Below are 20,270 nucleotides of genomic sequence, written 5' to 3'. Positions count from 1 at the left end.
AAATTCAAAAACGGCTGTTTTTTTCGTATCTTTCCGGCACGAGTGATCCAGAACGGAAGCCAAAGTTGAGTAATCGATAGCGCCAGAGCGCGATTATATCGGCAGGCCCAGAAGCGAAAACTGGTCTTCGAGGAACTTCTTCTGCCGGCGGGGGGACCAGCTGCGCGGTTCGAACATCGCTTGCGTGGCGATTCCCACCAGCAGCGTGACGATCTGACGGCTCGCCCGCCGCGCCTTCTCGCGGGGCAGGCCGTGCTCCTTGTGCAGCAGTTCCGCAAAATCGCGCGAGGCGATGCGCACCTGCACGCGTTCCTCGTGAGCGACGTCCGGGTCGGTGCAGGCAAGGTGGTATTGTGCAAGGTAGATGTGCCAGTCCTCGCGGCTTTCCTGATCGATCGGCATCTGCGCCAGAGCGCAGGCGAGGGGGCTGCCGCCGGTCTCTTCGTAGGAGCGGCGGATGCGTGCCTGGGTTCGCAGGATCACCTTGCGGTAGACCGCGATCCACAACTCGCGGCGATCGGCGAAGTGGTGATTGATGGTGGTCGTGCTGCAATCCATCGCGGCAGCGAGACGGCGCAGCGTCAGGCCTTCCAGCCCTGTTTCGCACACCAGTTTTATGGCCGCCTCGGCAATGTCATGACGCCTCAACGTGCGTTCCACGCGAGAGGCTTCCGGGCGGTGAATCACCCAGGCCGGCAGCGAATCGTTCCAGACCGCAAGCGGGTCGGTCGGGTCAATCAGTAGCGTCATGAGTCGCCAAATCCCTCTCCCAAGGGTTGCCTGTCGATCGTGCGCCGGCAGGTCTGTGGGTCGAAAGCTGCCATCAACCCGCGCGGGAAGGCAAGTCTCGTGTTCCATTCCACGCCTGCATTATCAGGCGATTGCCTTAATATAATGATGCCGATACACCCTGTCCGCAAGAACAATCGGGAGAACGGATCGTGGGAAGACTCGAAGGACGGGTGGGAATCGTGACCGGCGGATCGTCGGGTATCGGCGCAGCCTGCGTCCGGCGCCTGGCTGATGAAGGCGCCAGCGTGGTGCTGACCGATGTGACGCTCACCTCGGAAACCCACGGCGCGGCAATGTCTCTGCCACACGACGTGCGCGACGAGGCCCTGTGGGAGCACGTGGTGACGACCACGCTCGAACGGTTCGGGCGCCTCGACTTTCTCGTGAATAATGCCGGGATTACCAGCACCCAGCCGATCGAGGAGGTAACCCTGGACGTGTGGGAAAACATCCTCGCCATCAATCTTACCGGCACGATGCTGGGCTGCAAGCATGCGGTGCGCGCGATGCGCGGCAATCCGGGCGGGGCGAGCGGTTCCATCGTCAACATCTCGTCGATGGCAGGCTTCGTCGGGCTGGCTCAGTCGGCCGGATACAATGCGACAAAGGGCGGCGTGCGGTTGCTGACCAAATCGGTTGCGGTGCGCTGCGCCAGTGAATATCGCTCGATCCGCTGCAATTCCCTGCACCCCGGAGCTATCGACACGCCGATCCACGAGCGGCGCCTGTCCTCGGCGCCCGATCGTGAAGTCGCGCGCGCGGCCATGGACGCGCTGCAGCCAGTGGGCCGCATGGGCACGGCTGAGGAAATGGCCGCTTGCGTTGCGTTCCTCGTCAGCGACGATGCCAGCTTCGTTACCGGTACAGAACTGATCGCCGATGGCGGCTGGCTTGCGGATGGCGGCACTACCCGCCTGCCGCCCACCCGGACCATGCCGACGGAGCAACCGGCATGAGCGCGGCCGGGGTCCTGTTCTCGCCCATCCGCATCGGCGGGACCACGATACCCAACCGCATCGCCATGGCGCCGATGACGCGCGAGTTCTCTCCGGGCGGCGTGCCGGGCGCGGACGTGGCAGCGTACTACGCCCGCCGTGCGCAAGGCGGATGCGGGCTGATCATCACCGAAGGCATGGCGGTCAACGCTGCGGGCGCGCACGACGGGCCGATCCCGCTGTTATATCAGAGCGAGACGATCGAAGCCTGCCGCGCCATCGTTTCCGCCGTGCATGGCGCGGGCGCAAAGATCATGCCGCAGCTGTGGCACGTGGGTGTGCAGGATTCGCCCACCGAGGTTAACCCGCTGACCGTGAAGCAGAAGCCTCGGCGCGTCGGGCCGTCCGGCCTGCTCGGGACGGGAGAGCCCGGCGGCGACGCGCTGGACGAAAACGGTATCGCCGACACGATCGCCGACTTCGCCCGCGCCACTCATGCCGCGCGCATGGCCGGGTTCGACGGTATCGAGATTCACGGCGCGCACGGCTATCTGCCTGACCAGTTCCTGTGGGATCGCACCAACCTGCGGTCCGATCGCTACGGCGGCGATGCAAAGGAGCGCACGCGTTTCGTCATCGAACTGATCCGCGCCTGCCGGGCAGCCGCGGGCCCGGATTTCCCGATCGTGCTGCGCTTCTCGCAATGGAAGAGTTTCGATTACGAAGCGCGGCTCGCCGACACTCCGCAAGAGTTGGAGGCTATCCTGGCGCCCATTGCAGCGGCGGGGGTGGATGCCTTCCACTGCTCCACCCGCCGGTTCTGGGAACGTGGCTTTACCGGCGATCGGCTGACCCTGGCCGGCTGGGCCAGGAAGCTGACTGGCCTGCCGACCATCGCGGTGGGGTCGGTGACACTGGAAAACGACTTCAAGCACGACAAGACGGAGGATAGCGGCGGGATCGCTGAAAGCGCCTCGCGCAGCCGCGACGTCGAAGACGTGGCCGCGTTGGTCGAGCGCGGCGAGTTTGACATGATCGCGGTGGGGCGTGCCATGGTCGCCAATCCAGACTGGGCGAATCTTGTGGCGGCGGGCCATACGCATCGCCTGCGCCCATTTACCCGCGATCTGCTGGCGACGCTGGACTAGCTGTCTGGCGGCGGAACGTCATTGGGATAAGCTATGACATCAGCGACTAGACGGTCCGTAAGTGGGGCAAACGTGGTGAGCAAGCCGGCCAAAGCGACTGCTTTGGCATGCCACCGAGGAGGAGCGTGCAATCACCTGCGATGTACGACGAGTAACAGGTTCCTGCTGGATGACCTGACTTTCGTTTTGCGCCATTTTCCGCCGCATCTTACGTCGACAGGGTTGCTGGTCAGAAATTGAAGGTTGAGTTTCGACCTAGCATTTAGGCTTGGAAGTTTCTGATATTGAGGTGCTAGCCGTCGGTCTGCTCGTGCGGGAGCGGAAATCGGCGGCTGAACGGCCGCAAAGGGTCGACACCAGAGGGCAGGGGCTGGGGCAAAGCTACCATCCATACTGTCAACGGCGGCGCAAAAGTCGGCCACGGGGCGGAGTAAAACCAGGCCAGTGTGGCGGCCGCCCGGGGAAGTGGCGTGAGGGCGTAGCCCGAGGGCCACTTCCCCGGGCGTTGGCCTGATTTTCAGGGGTTGGTTTTGGGCTTTCGGGCGCGGCTATGGGCGAGGCGGTAGCTCTCGCCATTCATCTCCAGGATGCTGACGTGATGGGTCAGCCGGTCGAGGAGCGCGCCGGTGAGACGTTCGGATCCGAAGGTCTCGGTCCATTCGTCAAAGGGCAGATTGCTGGTGATGAAAGTCGAGCCGCGTTCATAGCGCTGTGAGATCAGCTCGAACAGCAATTCGGCCCCGGTCTTGGAGAGCGGCACGAAGCCCAGTTCGCCGATGATGAGCAGCTTGTATCCAACCATCTGTTTCTGGAAGCGCGGGAGGCGTCGCTCGTCCCGGGCCTCCATCATCTCGCTGACCAACGCGGCGGCGGTAGTGAAGCCGACGGACAGCCCTTTCTGGCATGCCGCCAGCCCCAGTCCGAGGGCCACATGTGTTTTGCCCGTGCCCGATGGCCCCAGAGCGATGGCGTTCTCGCGGCGCTCGATCCATTCGCAGCGCGCCATCTCGAGCACCTGCATCTTGTTGAGTCGGGGGATGGCGGTGAAGTCGAAGCTGTCGAGGCTTTTGACCGCGGGGAAGCGTGCGGTCTTGATGCGCCGCTCCACCATGCGACGCTCCCTGTCGATCATCTCCATCTCGATGAGCCGGGCGAGGAAGCGGATATGGTCGACGCCTTCGGCGGCGCATTGCCGGGCCAGCTTCTGATGCTCACGAAGGCAGGTGGGCAGCTTGAGCGCCTTGAGATGGTGGGCGAGCAGGATCTCGGGGGCCTCACCGCTCATGCCGCTTCCTGCTTGTCGGACAGAAGGCTCAGGTAGGCTTTGGCCAAAGTCTTTTCGACCTTGGCCCTGGGCAGGAAGGGATAGACCTCAAGGTCGAGCCTGGGCGGCACACGCTCCACCCGGCACAGGATCAGGTGCTTGACGGCATCGAAGCTGATGGCGCCCAGGTCGATGGCCTGTTCCACCGCCACCTGGAGATCGGCGATATCGAAGCTTCCAGCAGGCGCAGCACCTGCACATACTCGCGCCTGCCATGCTTGTTCATTCTCGACATCGCGGACACAGTCGAGCCGTCGGATTGCGCAGCGCGCTCGCACTTGGCAGCGATCAAGTCTGTGTGCCGAATGGTCTGCTAGGACGGTGCTAACGTCCTGCCCTCCGCGCTGGCTGGACCCTTCGGGCGGCTTGAATGCACGGCTCTCTCCACTTGCAACGCTTTTTGCGATTGGATCGCAAGAAGGGAAATGCTACCCCTCCAACTAGTCTGTAACGGTTCGGGGGCCCTGCGTCGGGTGTCTAAAATGGATACCCTTCAGGTATTTCTTGCGGCGCACGCGGACCTTGTCCGTTATGCGACAAGGATTACAGGCGATCCCGCCGAAGCGGAAGACGTGGTCCAGGACGCCTGGTTGCGCTTCCGCGCGATGGCTGGCACCCGCGTTCTCGACGAGCCGAAAGTCTATCTCTTCAGGATAGTCCATAACCTTGCCCTGGACCGGCAGCGACGGCAGGCGCGCGCGAACCGAATCTTCATGGGCAACGCTGCCCTGATGGCTGGACAGGTCCCGAGTGACCAGCCTTCGCAGCAGGCCGGCATGGAGGCAAAGGATGAACTCGCCATGCTGCGCAAGGCGCTGGCGCAACTGCCTGACCGGAATCGACGAGCATTTGAGATGCACCGCTTCGAGGACATGAAGCTCGTCGAGATCGCCAAGGAACTCGGGATATCAAAGAGCGTCGCGTCCGAACTCGTGATCGAGGCCGTCGAATTCTGTAAAAAGGCGCTCAGGCGGAGACATTAAATCAATGCTGCAGAAAGTCCCGGAATGGCATGCGCTTCATTCGTTAAATGCCTAAGGCATTGGAAGGCGCGCGCCGGGTGCGTGCACGGCGAGATAGGGGCGCGGGGATGAGCAGAGAGATGGAGGTTGACCGCAGACAGAGCGATCTCAGCCGCCAGGCTACCGCTTGGCTTGTCCAGCTCGACGACGAGCCGGACGACGCTGAACTGCGCGAACAGTTCGGCGATTGGCTCGCCGCCGATCCCTCCCATCGCTCTGCATGGCAGGAGACCGTGCGGGTTTCGGGGCTCCTGTCGGCCGCCGGTCCGATGTCCACGGCCGTGCAAACGGCGCGCCCGGCCTGGTACCGAGACTTCGCGCGGGCAAGGACTTTCGCCGTGCTCGGGCTTGCCGCGTGTATCGCCTGGATCTTCGCACCTGATTTGTCTCTCAGGCTTCGATCGGACGCTATGACCTCGACCGCCGAGCTGCGCGTGGTCAGGCTAGAAGATGGAAGCGTCGTCCATCTCGCCCCTGACTCGGCTATCGCTTTCACAAATCGCCCAGGGGGCCGTACGCTGACCCTTTTGCAAGGCGAAGCATGGTTCGACGTGGCACATGACGCGGCCAGGCCATTCCGGGTTACGGCGGGCACCAGCACCGTCACCGTGCTGGGCACCACCTTTTCGGTAGGCAGGTACGATGCTGGAACACAAGTGGCCGTTCAGCGCGGCCATGTGGCGGTCACGACGACCGATGATGCCACGAAGCCAGGCCGCACGGAGCTTGTAGCTGGCCAGTCCCTGTCCCTGCGCGCTGGCGCGGCGCTTCGCGGCACGATCCGCCCGGACCGGGTCGCGAGCTGGCGCGAAGGCGTTGCGATCGCCGACGATCAGCCGATCGGCGACGTGATCGACCGTCTGCGCCCTTGGTACAAGGGGTATATCGTCACCGGAGGGCCAGGGTTGACGAGCCGCCGCGTAAGCGGAATCTATGATCTGCGCGATCCCGATCTAGCACTGGAAGCGCTGACCAAGGCGCACAAGGTAACCGTTTCCCACATCTCTCCGTGGCTGAGGATCGTGACGATCGGCTGACCCAGCGCAAAAAATTCTGCCGCCTTCATTTTTTTTACGGAATTGATCGACGCCCGGACGTCTAGGTTATGCAACTGCTTCGCAATAGCGATTTAGACGAGCATAAACTTTTACGCAGGGGATAGATCAGGTGGCTTCGGGGGGGTTCTTCAAGGAAAGTGGAAAGCGGCGGTTTTGGGCGGGAGTACTGCTTACCTCGGTGGCAGCCGTCGGTCTGGCCGTGCCGGTGTCCGCGCAAACGCAGTCGGCGGCGCCGGAGCGTGCGCGATCCTTCGACATAGCGCCACAATCCGTCGTCGATGCGCTGGCGGATTTTGGACAGCAGTCGGGATTGCAGGTCAGCCTGGACGCCGAGAAGGCCCGCGGGCTGTCGTCTCCCGGTGTGCGCGGCACGATGACGCCCTCTCAGGCACTGGAGGCTCTGCTTGCCGACACTGGCCTGGCGGCGCGCATCGAAGGCAGGATCGTCTCCCTCCACAAGCTATCGGTGGCAGATGCCGCTCCTCCGCGCTCGGATGTGATTTCCCTGGGCTCTCTGCGCGTGGAAGGCTCGCCCATCGGGGCCGATCCTTCTGCGGAGACGGGCGCTGAGCGCGATGCCCGGCAAAGGAATGCCGTCTACGATCAGGATATTTCGTCCACTTATGCAGGCAAGGAGGAGATCGAGCGCTACAAGGGCGTCAATACCGCCGACATCCTGAAGGGCATGGTCAATGTCTTCAGCGGCGATGCGCGCAACGGCGGTGCGCTCGATCCCAGTATTCGCGGCATCCAGGGGCCGGGGCGCGTGCCGGTTATCATCGACGGCACGGAACAGGCGCTGACCGTATGGCGGGGCTATAACGGGGCGAGCAATCGCAGCTACATCGATCCCAGCCTGATTTCCGGGATGCAGGTGCTCAAGGGGCCGGTTTCGACCCGAGGCGTCAACGGCTCCACCGGCGGGGCCGTCGTCATCAACACACTCGATGTTGCAGACATTCTTCAACCCGGCAAAAATTTCGGGTTCGAGCTACGGCTGGAGGGCGGCAACAATTCCACCCAACCGCACCTCCCGTCGCTTCTCACCGGCCAGGATTATCGCACGGTTCCTGGTTTTGTGTGTACAGGCATCGGCGCATCGCCGACATATCCCTATTGCGATCCGTCGCTTCGGGTGACGCTGGGCACGCCTGGCGACAATGAAGCCTTCTCGGCCGGGGACCACGCCATTCGCTTGGCCGTCGCGGGCCGCGTCGGCGATTTCGCTCTTTTCGGTGCTTACGCTTTCCGTGAGCGCGGTAACTATTTTTCGGGCAAAAAGGCGCCGGGCTATTACCAGCAGGAAGATCTGCCGCTCAATTCCCACACCTTCATCCGCAAGCTGGGGCTCAACTACGAGCCGGGCAACGAAGTCCCCAACACGTCGAGCGAGCTGGAATCCTTCCTGTTCAAAGCGACCTGGCGCATTACAGACGATCAGGCGCTGCAGATTGGCTTGCGCGATAGCAAGTCGACGTCTGGCGACATCCTGCCATCGCGTATCTTCACCACGGACGGCCCCACTTTCGGCAATGTGCAATGGCCGCTGAGCAAGGTCCATGCACGGGCTTATAACGCCGAATACAAGTGGCAGCCGGGCAGCCGCTGGATCGATCTGCGCGCAACAGCCTGGGCGACCGATACCGTCAGCGGCAGCTACAGTTCGGGCGGCTTTCCTAATGCGGCGTCGCTGGCGGATCCGATCATTGCCAATACGGCTATCTCGAATTCGGACAATGACCGTTACGGCTTTACCGTCAGCAACCAGTTCAATCTGTCGTCTAGGCTCAATGTCCTCGTGGACGGGAGCTGGCAGCATGAACGCCTGCGATCCGGCGACGAATATTCGACGGCGGCGGCAAATGGCTGGCGGCAATTGCCGCGTGCGGGGCGGCGCGAGGAATACCGGATCAACTTCAGCGGTGAATGGCGTCCGACCGGTTTCCTGAAAATCAACGCGGGCCTCTCCTATTCCGGATATTGGGCAAAAGACGATTTCCTTCCCGAATATCTTCGCCGCCAAGGCGGATCGATCGCCCAGCCTGTGGCGACGAGTTGGAGCACATCCTATGAGACGGCGGGATCAGGCATGGCCGATTACGAAATTTACATGCGCAACTTTCTCGCATCCAATGGCTTCTCGCCCGAAGACATCGAAGTATTTCTCCCGATTTTTGTTTCCAGTTATGATCCCAGCGTCCCGTTCAACATAAACTACAATGGTCCGGACTGGCTTCCGGATGCCGATGGCCGTTTCAAGCGTGCGGACAATATCTGTCTCAATGGCTCGCTCGACAACGTCGCGAACTATACCGGAACGTGTGTCGTCACAGCCAACAACACTCCCATTGCCATTACTCAGGCAAAGAGAAAGTCCGGTCATGGCTGGGCACCGACGCTCTCGGCGACGGCCTATTTGAGCGGCGCCAGCAGAGCCTATCTGCGCTACGCGCAGGCTTATCGCTTTCCCAGCATGTTCGAAAGCACGATAGGCTTCTCGGCCTCCATCAACCCGCTGCGGGATCTGAAGCCGGAACGCATCCGCTCATGGGAAGCCGCCTGGATACAGGATCTTCGGCCACTGCTCCGGCTTGGCGAGGGCGAACAGGCCGATCTCAAGCTGACCTGGTTCCATAACACCACGCGCGACGTGATCGAGCGGAGCACGGGCCTGATGTTCAGCAACATCGACAAGCAGGTGATCGCCGGGTTCGAATTCCAGGCGCGCTTCGACAATGGTGACTTCTTCACCGATCTCAGCGCGAGCCACATGACCACCAACAAGGTCTGCGACGAGAGTGTCGCGACACAGTTGGATCCCTCGCGCGGCCGTGTGCCCGATTGCGTCAAGTATGGCTTCCTTTCGGGCTTCCTGCTTACGCAGGCGACGCCGGAGGATACGGTCAACTGGACCGTGGGCGGCCGGTTTTTCGATCGCCGGCTCGAGGTGGGTGGCCGGTTCACCTGGTACAGCGGCTATCGCAATTCCCAGCTCGCCGAATTCACGGATCCTGACGACTGCATCGGCGGATGCTTCCTCAACATTCCCTACACTTGGGGCGAGATTATCACGCTGGACGCCTATGCCAAGTTCAGGATCGATGATCGTTTCAGCGCCGAGTTGACAGGCCTCAATCTCAACAACCGGTATTATCTCGACCCCCTGTCGCGTTCCATGCTGCCCGCACCGGGCCGAACGGTACGACTCAGCGTGACGGGGAGGTTCTGAGCAGAGGTTCAGGGCCGCCACCCACATCCGACAATCTTGGCTGACCGGGATGGTGGTGACGACCCTGGATGAATGCGCCCGACAGGTCGGGCGCTCCAACCAGCAGGAGAAGTAGAATGAAGTTTGCAAATCTCAAAGCCCTTGGTTTGGTGCTCGCGATTTCGAGCGCGGTCGCCGGTGCTGCCCAGGCGCAGGTCGTTGGTGGAACAAGCGATGCCGCCAAGGTGACGATCGCTGCCAGTACCGTCGTGGGCGGCCCTCACAGCGCAGGCAAAGTGGGCATCCGCGTCCCAAATCTCTCTGCTGCCCAGTACATCGATTTCCAGGGCCTGCAGGGCATCCTGGGCACTGACGCCAGCGGTGTCACCACCTTCACCGCTGTTACCGGGACTGTCACCGACCACAGCCAGTATGGCCGCTTCGATTTCGCTAAGGTCAGCGGTTACGACATCTATTTCGGTGAGTGGAAGCAAACGGCGAGCGTCACGGCGGGCGACCACACCGTTTATTATGGCGGCACCGGCGCATCGACTTCCGTTCCGTCGAGTGGATCGGCCAGCTACACTGTCAAGGGTATCAGCGATTATCAGGGCAAGGGCATTCTGAACGGCACGTTCAACGCCTCCTTCACGGGCAGCGGCGGAACACTGACGGGAAGCCTGGCCAACGCTGGCTCGACCTATGGCGTGAATATCGGGACGGCCACGATCAGCAGCAGCGGCACCTTCGCCGGCGTCGGTGCAAGCGCGACGGGTTCGGGTGGAACGCCGCTCGCCTCCAGCGGCCTCGTCAGCGGCCGCTTCTTCGGCACCAATGTTAATGCGCTGGCAGGAACCGTGGCGTTCAGCGGAACGAACCGTCAGTACAGCACTGCCTTCGGTGGCACAAAGAACTGATCCACGCACGTCGGGCCGGGGCCTTCGTTCGGAAGGCCCCGGTTTTTCCGCCACCCCTGTTCCGGCCCAGCGTCTTCATGCATCGATCAACTTTCCGCAATCTTCTCTCGGCCGAACCGCTCTGCCTCGCGCTTGCAGTCTTTCTGTGGACGGCTCCAGCAGCGGCGCAGACGACGAGCGGACAGGACACGCGCTTGCGGCTCGAACAGCAGTTCGATCGCCAACGCGCTGACCGCGAGGAACGCGCGCTCGAGGAGGCGCAGTCGTTGGAGGGCGACACCTCATCGCTGACCATCGATGGCGAGACTTATGCGGTAGGCAATAACGTCGATGACCTCGGGCGAGCGCTCTACGTCTCGGTGATGCGCAAGCAATGGCGGGATGTCCGCCGTTTCCTTGGCGCCTACCAGAATCTGGCCGGGCATGATCCGATGCTTGTCGAATATGCCCTTGGCGCGCTGGCTCGCGAAAAAGGCGACCTGGCTAAGGCGGAGAGACACTATCGCGCGCTGCTGGCGATCAAGCCGGATTTCGTTCCCGGCAGGCTGGAACTTGCGCGTGTCCTTTTCGACAATCACCAGGACCGCGAAGCGGAACGCACGTTCCGGGCAGCGCGCGAAGTGCTGGCCAACGACGGGCCGCAGGCGCAGGGCGTCATCGGCACGCTCGACGCCTATCTAGGCGCGCTGAAACGCCGCCGAAGCTGGCAGGGGAGCCTCGCCGCGGGTCCAGGATACAGCAGCAACCTCAATCAGTCCTCGGCAAGCTACACCTGCCTGCTGGCGACGGATGACGGCACATGTCTTGTCGATCGCAAGGTGCCCGACGCGATCGCGGCGGCCGGGGTGAACTTCGAAGCGACGCTGGCGCGCGATGTTCCCTTGGGCGGACACGGCGGTCTGCGGGCGCGTGCCATCGTGTTCGGCGATATCTATCCTGGCCATCATGACTATTCCCAGACGACGGCAACCTTCCGCCTCGGCTATCAGCACCAGACCGTCCGCAATGCTATTTCCGTCTCTCCGTCATTTGAGATCGGCTCGCTCGGATCATCGGTGCTCTACAAGGCCCCCGGCCTCAACACGGAATGGACGCATACCCTCTCGCCGCGCGCGCTATTCAGGGTCGAAGGCAATTACCGCGACTTTCGTTACAACGATGCAGCGTTCGCCGCGCAAAACGGGCCGTTAACGGATGCCGCGATCACCGGATGGTATTCCCTTGCTCCGACTTTGACTGTGTTCGGCGGCCCTGATTTCACTGGGAAGGACACCAACAGCCTCGTCGAGGCGTATCGCCAATGGGGAGGGCGGCTCGGCATCAACAAGGCCTTTGGCGATGGCGCGAGCCTCTTTCTTATGGGATCGTATCGCTACCGCAGGCATCGCGCCTATAGCGAGCTGTTCGAGGCCCGGCGCGAAGATCGACAGTTCAATGTCATCGGCATCGTGCGGATGCCCATCCTGAAACTGGGCGCGCTCATCCCCGAAATCGTCGTCAACTACAACCGCGTCAACAGCAACATCGACTGGCTCTATTCCCACAGGCGGACGACCGCGAGCCTGAGGCTCAGCTACGCCTTCTGAATGCCTGCAACAGTTTTCCTTCCACATCGCACAGGAGCAATGCCCATGACCGTGACAACCGGCCAACTTCATGCCGGCGAGCAGAGCCGCGCCAAGCGTCTCAAAGCCCTGACCAGCAGCGTCCATGAAGGTGTCGATCGCTCGATCATGTCGACGGCGTCCTTCGCCAGCATCGAGGGGTACAAGAAGTTCCTGGCAGTCCAGTACCTGTTTCACCGCGACGTGGCGGCTCTTTATGTGGATCCGCAGCTTCAGGCGACCTTTCCCGACCTCGAACAGCGACGCCGCCTCCCGCTGGTCGCAGCCGACCTGGAGTATCTGGGCGTTGCTGTGCCGCAAGCAGGGTCGGCCGCTTTTGTCGCCGGTGCGCCGCTGGATCTGGGCACCGCCGTCGGATGGTTATACGTTGCGGAAGGCTCGAACATGGGTGCGGCGCTGCTACGCAAGGAGGCGCACAAGCTCGGCCTGACCGATGATCGCGGTGCGCGGCATCTCGCTCCTGCGCCCGAAGGCCCTGCGCCGCACTGGCGTGCATTTGTCGCGGCCCTTGATGCTATCACTTTTACCGAAGACGAGGAACAGCGTGCCGGGCAAGGCGCGCTGCAAGCTTTCGCGCGCGTCCAGGCCCACATTGATACGCGTCTTGACTGAAGCGGCGCATACCGATCGGCGCCTCCGACGCGGGCGAGCCGCCCGCACCGGATGGCTTATGCTGGGCGCGACGCTGATGGCGGTTGGCTTCGTCGGTATCTTCGTGCCGTTGCTGCCTACGATGGACTTCTTGTTGCTGGCGCTCCCCTGCTTCGCACGTTCGTCTCCGCGTCTGGAAACATGGCTGCTGAACCATCCGCGCTTCGGGCCCGGCCTACGCGCATGGCGAGCGCAGCGGGCCGTGCCGCGCCGTGCCAAGATCGCTGCGTGTGTAGGCATGACTGTCGGTTTCGGTCTATTCTGGTTCCACGTCAGACCCAGCCCGCTACTGTCAGTTGCCGTGGTCGCATTCATGCTGTTCTGGGCAATCTGGATCGTCCGGCGTCCCGAACCTGAAACATCACTATGAAAGGCGGAGGCTATCGCCGCGTGCAACTCGCGGCTGTCGGGGATGACGCCCGCTTCCTGGGAGGTTCCGTCATGTTGCTACCCCATTCTCCAGACAGCCCAGTCCGGGAGAAAGCGACGGCTGCTGTCCTTGGGTCGCTGGCAAGACCCGACGAAATTTCGCACGAGCGTAGCCGCTATTGCGATCAGCGATCGGCTTGGGGAACGCGCCTGTTCGGCTTGGCGGGGACAAACCTGGTAATCGCACTTGTGGTGATCGCCACACTGTTCACGTGGAAAACCGTCGTTCGCCCCGTCCATAGCATATCGCAGCCGCTGACAGTGATGGCATTGCAGCCCGTCGCGACGCCGCCGATACCCATTCGCAACGTACCCCCGGGGCCGGAGCTAGTCGAGAAGCAGAAATCCGAGCCCGTGGCCGTCACCGAGCCGGTTTCCATCCCGCTCGTGCGGCTCTCCAAGGCGGACACCTCAGCGCGGGACGCGCGCGAGCCTGTTAACATTGCCGATCCCGGTCCCGCTGTACCGGAAACAACTTCCCCCAAAAGCATTGCCGCGCCGACGGCGAACCGTCTGTCCAACGACGCTCGCGCAAATTGGGAGGGCACGATCCTGGCGCATCTGGAGCGCTTCCGCCGTTATCCGACGCGCGCCCGCGCGGCGCGGCGGCAAGGCACCGCCTATATTCGCTTCAGGGTGAACCGGGCCGGCGCGGTGCTGTCGTTCGCCATCGTGAAGAAATCCGGCTCGTTCGACCTCGATCAGGCCGCGCTCGATACGCTCGAGCGCGCGCAACCGCTCCCTGCCATCCCTGCGGACATGCCCGACGAAGTCGAACTGTCGGTGCCGGTCGAGTATTATCTGGCGCGTTAAAAGAGCTTTTTATCCTTGTCGCATCTGCCGCTACGCGATCCGTATCGGCAACAAACGCTTCTTCCCGCTACCTGAATAGGCTGAAGGATCCTATTCCGACTGCTTAATGACCGGAGAATTTTATGGCGCCGATTGAGACTCGCGAATGTCGGAGATGAGGGGACGGGCTCAACCGGTCACTCGATGAATGAAGGACTGGGATCGGGCAGGCGCTTCTAGCTCGGGAACGACTGCTATCAGGGCGATCCTAATTGAGATATGGAACCGGTGGTCAGCGCTTCCCTCAATCGCTGTGCCGTGCGGGGCAATGGAGGAGTTGGAAGTCACTAGCCGGCGAAACGAAATCGCGGTCCGGTCCCGCGCGGATGGCGCGCCTCGCTTGTGTCGCGGGGGTATATCGCCGATAGCGTCGTCGATGACCTCCGAACCTGTCCCCGCCGCCATGCATCCTCGCGAATTCGTCGCCTTTATCGCTGCAGTCATGGCCGTAAACGCACTGGGCGTCGACCTGATGCTGCCTGCCCTGGCGGATATAGGCCGTGAGCTTGCCATAAGCGATGCCAATCATCGGCAGTGGATCATCACCGTCTACATGGTCGGCTTCGGAGCAGGGCAGTTGGTCTATGGTCCTCTCGCTGACCGGTTCGGCCGGAGACCGGTCCTCGTTGGCACCCTGATCGGCTTCGTTGCCGCGAGTGTGTTCGCGGCGAGTTCGGCTACGTTCCCAGCGCTGCTCGGTGCGCGCTTGCTGCAGGGTCTGATGTCAGCGTCGACCCGCGTACTCGCGGTCGCCATCGTCCGCGATGGCGCATCCGGGCGGAAGATGGCCCGCACCATGTCTGTCGCGCAAATGATCTTCTTCGTCGTGCCGATCCTGGCGCCGACGCTGGGCCAGGCGCTGCTCGCGTTCGGGCCATGGCGCTTCATCTTCTACGCGCTTGGCACTTTCGCAGCCTTCGTGCTCGCATGGACACTTGTGCGTCTGCCAGAAACCCTGCCTGTTGCACGCCGGGTGCCGATCTCCTTGATGGCCTTGCGGCAGAGTTACTGGCTGACGCTCACGAACCGGTTCTCCATCGGCTACGCGGTGGCCGCGTCGCTCACCTTCGGCGGGATCATCGCCTTCGTCTCATCCTCACAGCAGATTTTCGTCGATGAGTTCGGCGCTGGGGCCCAGTTCACATGGCTGTTCGCGATCTGCGCCGGCGCGATGGGACTGGCAGCGTTCGCCAACAGCCGCCTTGTGGAAAAGCTTGGAACGCGGATGATTTCGCAGGCGGCATTGCTCGCGTTAATCGGGCTCTCCATACTGCATGTGCTGGTCATCTATGCCGGGCTGGAAACGCTGGCGAGCTTCACCATCCTCCAGGCGCTCAGCATGACCTCGATCGGGCTTTGCGGCTCCAACTTCGGATCCATGGCGATGGAGCCGGTCGGCCACATCGCGGGAACGGCCTCGTCGGTGCAGGGGTTCATCACCAGCATCGGCGCAGTGCTGGTGGGTTCGGCCATCGGCCAGGCTTATGCCGGCACGACGTTGCCGCTGGCATTGGGCTATCTGTGCATCGGCGTGGCCGTGCTCGCCATTGTCTACGTCATAGAAGGCGGCCGGCTGTTCCGCGCCCGTGAGGCGCGAGCACAGAGTTAGGCGGTCATAGGCTGCGGCCATCGATGACGATTTGGCCGCCTGTCCTCGTTCTTTCGGCGAAGTGATAGTCGCCCGCGAAATACCGCTCCCGATGCCGCCTCGGCACCAGCAATGAGCATTGTTGCCCCTCCTTGGACCGGACGTCGACGGCGGCTCCATAGCGAGAACGGCGGTCGTAACAATTAGCAAGGATGTGCCCTGATTCTGCGTAAACGAATGTGCGGTTTCAGGCAGGCGAATTTGCTTAGGGTGTGCTGTCAATATGCGGCATTTTCGGCCATTTCGAGGGCAACCCAATTGTGGCAATTTCGGCGTGAAATTCGATTTCAAACAGGCACTTGGCCGCGTGACAGCGCGGACTGGCGGAGCCGCGCACATCGCCCTCTGTCGTCGATGTTCTTCATTTGAGCCGAATTTGGGACCAAATAGCCATCACGACTGTCCGAACTGTCCTGCATGTGCTTGCGCGTTGAATTTCTGCGAAATTGGGCATGGTCGTGCGGTCGGCGCCTCATGCGCGCCACGGGCACAGATGCAGCGCGGACCACGCATCCCGGCCACCGATCGTCCGTACCTATCAGTGTTTGAAGCAGTGCTCGCGATGCCATCGAACAAACTGTAAATGGGGGCGATCAGCCTCGCGAGGCGGCATCAGGATACGCCCGGTCGCATTGATAACCGAGCGAATGCTGTCCGGGTCATTGGCCTGACGCGACACCATGATCTGCATATCGTCATCCAGCCCGATAAGGCCGCGATCGAACATCCAGTGGGCCGTTCCGGAGAGGGCCAGGCCGTTGCTCACGATGTCCGGGCCGTTCGCCTCGACGGGACGAATATGCGCGGCTTCGACTTCGGCCCGCCCGCCACCGTTGATGAGCTTCAATCCGGTAATCGCGCAGCGCTCATCATAGGCGCGCAAGACGATCCGCCGGAACACCCGGTCACGCACAACGCGTGACACAATTGCGGAGACACGCTCGCGCGCTTCGTCGAAAATGAATGGCTCACGTTCTTCCCTGACGACGTGCCCGGCAGCCGCCATATCCGTCCGAGGCAGGAGGGGATTTTCATCGGCCAGACCCGCCGCAACGATGCGGTTGAAATCGGCCGGAGACAGGCTCCGCACCGCTGCCTGAGCACGGCCCGAAATGCGCCCGGCCTCATTCAGTACACCGCGTTCGATCGGTCCGGTTTCGTCGGCAAACGGAACGGGCGTCGCGAAGTCCAGATAGGTGCCGGGCTCGATCAACGCCAGATACATTCCCGGCACGGCAGGATCGGCAATCACGCGGCCCACTTTAGCTACCGCGTAATAGCCTTTTGTGCCCGCGACCTTGCGCGGTTCGTAATAAACGATCCAATCCCCGACGCAGGCTTTTGCCCGTTGCAGATATTGGATGGGGAACTGATAACGTTCCGCTGGCGTGTCGGCATAGATCGAATCAAATCGGTGAATGAAGATGCCGAAAGCCATTCTGGTTCGATACCTGGCCCCCGGGGCAGGCGGTATCAAAATTTGTTATCGGGTGAGCCGGTCAGGAGCTTGGCTTTCAAGTCCATCTCCGCCCCTCTTATGGACGCTCGCTAGACGAACAAAGCTCTCACGGTGCGGTGATATAGCTAGCGACGTGACGGTGGTCGAGAGTCGGCGCGGATGTCGATCTCAACGGATGCGGAGCGGGTTGTTAACTCCGACGCCGGCATGGTCCCTTGAGCGATCTAGCGCGGAAACCGCAAGCCGATACTTCCGCCTGTTATCAACCATGTTCGACCGTGGCGACTGCGGGCGGGTGGCTCTGGTTGCAGTAGCGCACGGTGATCGCGTCTCCCTGGATCGCTGGACACAGGCCAGAGCCGTAAAGAACATCCGCTAGAGCATCAAAGGTGGTTGCCTTGGCTCGGTACGCCCCTGTCCAGCGCACCACCCAAATGTCCTCATTCGCCTTGACCCGGTAGCCCGAGCGTTCGGCAATGCCCATGACCGCCCCGAGCACGGTATCGGCGCGAATGTCAAAGTCCAACACGGCGGATGGATCAGCCGGTTCGGAACGGGTAATGGGAATAGAATTGGCAAAGCTTGTCTGCCATAATGCAGCCTCGGCACCGGCTACGAAAAGACACAGTCCGATGACCACGTAGGGGATATGATCAACCCACGGGGTATAGCTATGTCGCCACCACGAACGACGAATGCGGATCAGGCGATTCCAGCGAAACTTTGGTGACGCGGGCCGGCGCACCATCCCTCTTGACCTATGCAATGCCGGGCAGGGGCGCCCCACGCCAACAAGCGCTGGCGCCAGCTCCCGATTTGGGGGTGGGGGCAGCAAGGGGGCTGGCGAGGCTGCGACAAGTGAAGCTTGATGATCCGCACAGGCTCTGGCCGCCGCTTGTCCCAAAATCTCTATTCGCTCAAATGCCCATGTCAGCTCCTGCGCCGAGATACGGTACGAAGGTCCATAGCGAGCCTCGACGTACGCACGGCGGATGCAACCAAAAGCGCGCCGTTCAAAACGGGTTTCTCGTGGCCAGGCAGAGGACAGGCGCGGGTCCAAATATTCGGCCGCCTCCCGCAGTTCGTCGAGAGCATGGGTACGTGGCCCGTGGAGCGTGGTCGACCAAAGGACGCCCTGATAGAAATGCTCACACGCCTGATGCAGCAATAGCGCCGCCAGAGGCGCATCGCCGCGATCGCGGTAAAAGCCTGCGCCAGCTAGAAAAGCGCATCCGCGCCTATGCCACCGCAGGTGTTCCGCGATACCTCGAATACTCAGTTCCCGGACTTCCAGGCGGCGCGGCGGTCGCAAACAAAATCCGTCCATCTGATAGAGTGCGATCCCCCGCTCGGCGATGGTAACAAAGTACGGGACGCCTTCGACGAGCGCGCCATTCATTCGTTCGACACTCTCGACCATCAAGCGTACCGGACGGGTGATTTCGCCAAACTCCCATGCCCGCCGGAGCCGATCGCGCACCACCCTCCAGTCGCGCTCGCTGCGCGCGAGCCGGGGATAATTGACGATCACCAGCAGTTGGTAGGCCGCACCAGGTGCGACACGCTCCCACTCGCATTCGGCATAAGGGCCATGCAGGACGAGGGCGAGAATACGACCGGCTCGGTAGTGCTCTGACAGCCTGCCTTTGGTCGTCTCGGAGAAGGCCTCGAACAGTATCGACGCGACGTGATGAAGCTCCTGCCGGATTGGCAAAGGCATATGGTCCATCTCAGTGCGCAACATCATGACCGTGCCTCCTGCCGCTCACGGCGACAGCCTTTTGGCCGTGGATGCCCTGTAAGGTCATGCACGCGGTCCAGCAGAGTGCGCATAATAGGAACGATCGTGGCGGGGACGAAGCCACCCGTATCTGGTTGGTCGTTGTCCCACTGGTCGTAGTGATAGCCCCACTTCCAGTAGGGCGAGAGCACGGCCGCGAGCCGCGCCATTTCAGGACAATGATGGGCGAAACCGCCAGCGTTGGCGTAGGCAAGCGCCTTGGCAATGTCCTGCTTGATGTGGCGGGCATTCCATGCGTCGGCAAAACCAACATCCAGGAGGTAGGCGCACAGCGCTTGTTGGGCAACGAAGCCAACTTGGTGTAGCGCTTCACGGGCAAAACGCGGTTCGGCGAGGAAACCCGCCTCGAGGCTCGCCATCCACCGTTCTGCCTTTTGGTAGCGGGAGCGACTGACGCTTCGCCCATCCTTTGTTCGTTCCAGCTTCGCGGCTTCGTCTTGATAGCGGCCATGAAGCGCCGACAGCGCCTTGGCCCTCGGTTGCGCGGCTACCGTGACCGCAACCGGTGCGGCCGCCAACCCGCGCAGCAAATCGCGCCGGGACGCTAAGTTTTTCGATACGGAAAAAGAGTTGTCGAGCTTCGCCACGCCAGGCCTCCATCGGTAACGCCTCCGGCTACGTATCGCCGCAGAGGCTTTCCGATATCGCTTATCGCCGAAATTGCGGGCATTATGCAATACCCGATATCGCTTATTCAACTTGCAATTGAACGAACGCCGTGGGCCGTTACGACGCTCATATGGGAAGACCGCCGCTTGGAGTTAAAACAACCGTCGTTCGTTTGCCGGACGGCTTGGCAGAGCGGATCGACAATCTGATCGGCCCCAATCGCCGTGCCAAGTTCATCCGTGAAATTGTTGAGCGCGAGGTTGAGCTGATGGAAAGTCAACGTAAGGCGGAACGGGGCGGACTTCCCCGCTGACACCATATAAGATTAGCAAGTGCGGCATATTCTGGAGCCGCGACAAGCTCGCAGGATTGTCAGTCTATCTGTCGGCTTCGTCGCACCAGCTATCATTTTTCGGTAACTCTATAGCAATCGCGGATGGGAGGTCCACGCCATGCGCATCCTTTCCTATCTTCTGCTCGCGGCTGCGGCTCTCGTCGCCGGAGTCGCCATCTTGGCCTACGTCTATCTGACGAGGCTCGCCTGTGGCTACGCGCCTAGCGCGTCGGCTTGTCACGCCAGTCCCTGGGAATTGGGCAGCGACGATCGCTTCTGGTTGTTGGAGTTGCCCGGCAGCACAGTCGCAATCCTCATTGCTTGCAGCATCATATCGAGCCGCAAAGCACGGCAGCAACGGACGGTACAGCCGCGCGGCCAGCATCCGGGGCCGTGAATCGCGCTTGCGTTCGACTTAGCTTGGGCGTTCCTGCCCTTGCCACCCGGATTGCGAACGC

The 20,270-nt window shown here is 61.8% G+C and carries 18 protein-coding genes and 2 pseudogenes; 14 read left to right on the top strand and 6 right to left on the bottom strand.

Annotated features, from left to right (window positions below):
- Nucleotides 1–93 precede the first annotated feature (93 nt).
- Nucleotides 94–750, bottom strand: coding sequence for a TetR/AcrR family transcriptional regulator (locus TQ38_RS20530; protein ID WP_052505841.1), 657 nt, complete (start codon nucleotides 748–750; stop codon nucleotides 94–96).
- Between the two features lie 191 nt (nucleotides 751–941).
- Between TQ38_RS20530 and TQ38_RS20525 the strand changes: the two genes are divergently transcribed.
- The 3 genes and pseudogenes from TQ38_RS20525 to TQ38_RS31020 form a co-directional block, all read left to right on the top strand.
- Nucleotides 942–1,748: an SDR family NAD(P)-dependent oxidoreductase gene (locus TQ38_RS20525; protein WP_043977331.1), complete on the top strand. Its 807-nt coding sequence runs from the start codon at nucleotides 942–944 to the stop codon at nucleotides 1,746–1,748.
- Nucleotides 1,745–2,875 carry a 12-oxophytodienoate reductase gene (locus tag TQ38_RS20520; RefSeq protein ID WP_043977330.1) on the top strand — a complete coding sequence of 377 codons (1,131 nt, stop codon included), beginning with the start codon at nucleotides 1,745–1,747 and terminating at the stop codon, nucleotides 2,873–2,875. The genes TQ38_RS20525 and TQ38_RS20520 overlap by 4 nt, the downstream gene beginning before the upstream one ends.
- 50 nt (nucleotides 2,876–2,925) lie before the next feature.
- Nucleotides 2,926–3,085: pseudogene (locus tag TQ38_RS31020) on the top strand (IS481 family transposase); the annotation flags it as partial.
- Between the two features lie 307 nt (nucleotides 3,086–3,392).
- Here TQ38_RS31020 and istB read toward each other — a convergent pair.
- Both istB and TQ38_RS20505 read right to left on the bottom strand, forming a co-directional pair.
- Nucleotides 3,393–4,160 (bottom strand): IS21-like element ISSsp5 family helper ATPase IstB, encoded by a 768-nt coding sequence (gene istB / locus TQ38_RS20510; protein ID WP_113942010.1) that lies wholly within the window; start codon nucleotides 4,158–4,160, stop codon nucleotides 3,393–3,395.
- Nucleotides 4,157–4,428: pseudogene (locus TQ38_RS20505) on the bottom strand (IS21 family transposase); the annotation flags it as partial. The gene istB and the pseudogene TQ38_RS20505, both read right to left, overlap by 4 nt.
- 196 nt (nucleotides 4,429–4,624) lie before the next feature.
- On the opposite strand from TQ38_RS20505, the gene TQ38_RS20500 reads away from it, so the two are divergent.
- From TQ38_RS20500 to TQ38_RS20460, 9 genes are all read left to right on the top strand, one after another.
- Nucleotides 4,625–5,182 (top strand): sigma-70 family RNA polymerase sigma factor, encoded by a 558-nt coding sequence (locus TQ38_RS20500; RefSeq protein ID WP_240198166.1) that lies wholly within the window; start codon nucleotides 4,625–4,627, stop codon nucleotides 5,180–5,182.
- A gap of 107 nt (nucleotides 5,183–5,289) precedes the next feature.
- Nucleotides 5,290–6,258 carry a FecR family protein gene (locus TQ38_RS20495; protein ID WP_043977328.1) on the top strand — a complete coding sequence of 323 codons (969 nt, stop codon included), beginning with the start codon at nucleotides 5,290–5,292 and terminating at the stop codon, nucleotides 6,256–6,258.
- Nucleotides 6,259–6,457: 199 nt separating this feature from the next.
- Nucleotides 6,458–9,508, top strand: a complete 3,051-nt coding sequence (locus tag TQ38_RS20490; protein ID WP_205316177.1) for a TonB-dependent receptor — start codon at nucleotides 6,458–6,460, stop codon at nucleotides 9,506–9,508.
- 116 nt (nucleotides 9,509–9,624) lie between these two features.
- Entirely contained in the window at nucleotides 9,625–10,404 is a 780-nt protein-coding gene (locus TQ38_RS20485) for a Slam-dependent surface lipoprotein (RefSeq protein WP_043977327.1), read from the top strand.
- Nucleotides 10,405–10,481: 77 nt separating this feature from the next.
- Nucleotides 10,482–11,990, top strand: coding sequence for a surface lipoprotein assembly modifier (locus TQ38_RS20480; RefSeq protein ID WP_043977324.1), 1,509 nt, complete (start codon nucleotides 10,482–10,484; stop codon nucleotides 11,988–11,990).
- Between the two features lie 45 nt (nucleotides 11,991–12,035).
- Nucleotides 12,036–12,641 (top strand): biliverdin-producing heme oxygenase, encoded by a 606-nt coding sequence (locus tag TQ38_RS20475; RefSeq protein ID WP_043977323.1) that lies wholly within the window; start codon nucleotides 12,036–12,038, stop codon nucleotides 12,639–12,641.
- A 58-nt stretch (nucleotides 12,642–12,699) separates the two neighbouring features.
- Complete coding sequence (locus TQ38_RS20470; RefSeq protein ID WP_043977321.1) at nucleotides 12,700–13,050, top strand: YbaN family protein; 351 nt, start codon at nucleotides 12,700–12,702, stop codon at nucleotides 13,048–13,050.
- A 71-nt stretch (nucleotides 13,051–13,121) separates the two neighbouring features.
- Nucleotides 13,122–13,922, top strand: a complete 801-nt coding sequence (locus TQ38_RS20465) for an energy transducer TonB (protein ID WP_082057806.1) — start codon at nucleotides 13,122–13,124, stop codon at nucleotides 13,920–13,922.
- A gap of 415 nt (nucleotides 13,923–14,337) precedes the next feature.
- Nucleotides 14,338–15,570: a multidrug effflux MFS transporter gene (locus TQ38_RS20460; RefSeq protein ID WP_240198165.1), complete on the top strand. Its 1,233-nt coding sequence runs from the start codon at nucleotides 14,338–14,340 to the stop codon at nucleotides 15,568–15,570.
- A gap of 577 nt (nucleotides 15,571–16,147) precedes the next feature.
- Here TQ38_RS20460 and TQ38_RS20455 read toward each other — a convergent pair.
- The 3 genes from TQ38_RS20455 to TQ38_RS20445 all read right to left on the bottom strand — a co-directional run bounded on the left by TQ38_RS20455 (nucleotide 16,148) and on the right by TQ38_RS20445 (nucleotide 19,456).
- Nucleotides 16,148–17,047 carry an HNH endonuclease gene (locus tag TQ38_RS20455; protein ID WP_043977319.1) on the bottom strand — a complete coding sequence of 300 codons (900 nt, stop codon included), beginning with the start codon at nucleotides 17,045–17,047 and terminating at the stop codon, nucleotides 16,148–16,150.
- A 283-nt stretch (nucleotides 17,048–17,330) separates the two neighbouring features.
- Nucleotides 17,331–18,815, bottom strand: coding sequence for a HEPN domain-containing protein (locus TQ38_RS20450; RefSeq protein WP_043977317.1), 1,485 nt, complete (start codon nucleotides 18,813–18,815; stop codon nucleotides 17,331–17,333).
- Nucleotides 18,812–19,456 carry a hypothetical protein gene (locus tag TQ38_RS20445; RefSeq protein ID WP_043977315.1) on the bottom strand — a complete coding sequence of 215 codons (645 nt, stop codon included), beginning with the start codon at nucleotides 19,454–19,456 and terminating at the stop codon, nucleotides 18,812–18,814. Before TQ38_RS20445 ends, TQ38_RS20450 begins: the two co-directional genes overlap by 4 nt.
- A gap of 131 nt (nucleotides 19,457–19,587) precedes the next feature.
- Here TQ38_RS20445 and TQ38_RS20440 point away from each other — a divergent pair, with 131 nt between their 5' ends.
- Together TQ38_RS20440 and TQ38_RS20435 are read left to right on the top strand one after the other, a co-directional pair.
- Nucleotides 19,588–19,791 (top strand): hypothetical protein, encoded by a 204-nt coding sequence (locus tag TQ38_RS20440; RefSeq protein ID WP_240198164.1) that lies wholly within the window; start codon nucleotides 19,588–19,590, stop codon nucleotides 19,789–19,791.
- Between the two features lie 139 nt (nucleotides 19,792–19,930).
- Nucleotides 19,931–20,209, top strand: a complete 279-nt coding sequence (locus TQ38_RS20435; protein ID WP_043977313.1) for a hypothetical protein — start codon at nucleotides 19,931–19,933, stop codon at nucleotides 20,207–20,209.
- Nucleotides 20,210–20,270 lie beyond the last annotated feature (61 nt).

The sequence above is a fragment of the Novosphingobium sp. P6W genome, assembly GCF_000876675.2.
Lineage (GTDB): Bacteria > Pseudomonadota > Alphaproteobacteria > Sphingomonadales > Sphingomonadaceae > Novosphingobium.
Note: the sequence above shows the minus strand (reverse complement) of the source record. Positions and strands in the feature narration are given on the sequence as shown.

Bases quoted from the DNA above. Each gene is read 5' to 3' on its own strand.
- TQ38_RS20450 (WP_043977317.1), bottom strand. From the start codon at position 18,815: ATGATGTTGCGCACTGAGATGGACCATATGCCTTTGCCAATCCGGCAG.
- TQ38_RS20460 (WP_240198165.1), top strand. From the start codon at position 14,338: ATGACCTCCGAACCTGTCCCCGCCGCCATGCATCCTCGCGAATTCGTC.
- TQ38_RS20485 (WP_043977327.1), top strand. From the start codon at position 9,625: ATGAAGTTTGCAAATCTCAAAGCCCTTGGTTTGGTGCTCGCGATTTCG.
- TQ38_RS20480 (WP_043977324.1), top strand. From the start codon at position 10,482: ATGCATCGATCAACTTTCCGCAATCTTCTCTCGGCCGAACCGCTCTGC.
- TQ38_RS20475 (WP_043977323.1), top strand. From the start codon at position 12,036: ATGACCGTGACAACCGGCCAACTTCATGCCGGCGAGCAGAGCCGCGCC.
- TQ38_RS20530 (WP_052505841.1), bottom strand. From the start codon at position 750: ATGACGCTACTGATTGACCCGACCGACCCGCTTGCGGTCTGGAACGAT.
- TQ38_RS20465 (WP_082057806.1), top strand. From the start codon at position 13,122: ATGTTGCTACCCCATTCTCCAGACAGCCCAGTCCGGGAGAAAGCGACG.
- TQ38_RS20435 (WP_043977313.1), top strand. From the start codon at position 19,931: ATGCGCATCCTTTCCTATCTTCTGCTCGCGGCTGCGGCTCTCGTCGCC.
- TQ38_RS20455 (WP_043977319.1), bottom strand. From the start codon at position 17,047: ATGGCTTTCGGCATCTTCATTCACCGATTTGATTCGATCTATGCCGAC.
- istB (WP_113942010.1), bottom strand. From the start codon at position 4,160: ATGAGCGGTGAGGCCCCCGAGATCCTGCTCGCCCACCATCTCAAGGCG.
- TQ38_RS20495 (WP_043977328.1), top strand. From the start codon at position 5,290: ATGAGCAGAGAGATGGAGGTTGACCGCAGACAGAGCGATCTCAGCCGC.
- TQ38_RS20500 (WP_240198166.1), top strand. From the start codon at position 4,625: ATGCTACCCCTCCAACTAGTCTGTAACGGTTCGGGGGCCCTGCGTCGG.
- TQ38_RS20470 (WP_043977321.1), top strand. From the start codon at position 12,700: ATGCTGGGCGCGACGCTGATGGCGGTTGGCTTCGTCGGTATCTTCGTG.
- TQ38_RS20520 (WP_043977330.1), top strand. From the start codon at position 1,745: ATGAGCGCGGCCGGGGTCCTGTTCTCGCCCATCCGCATCGGCGGGACC.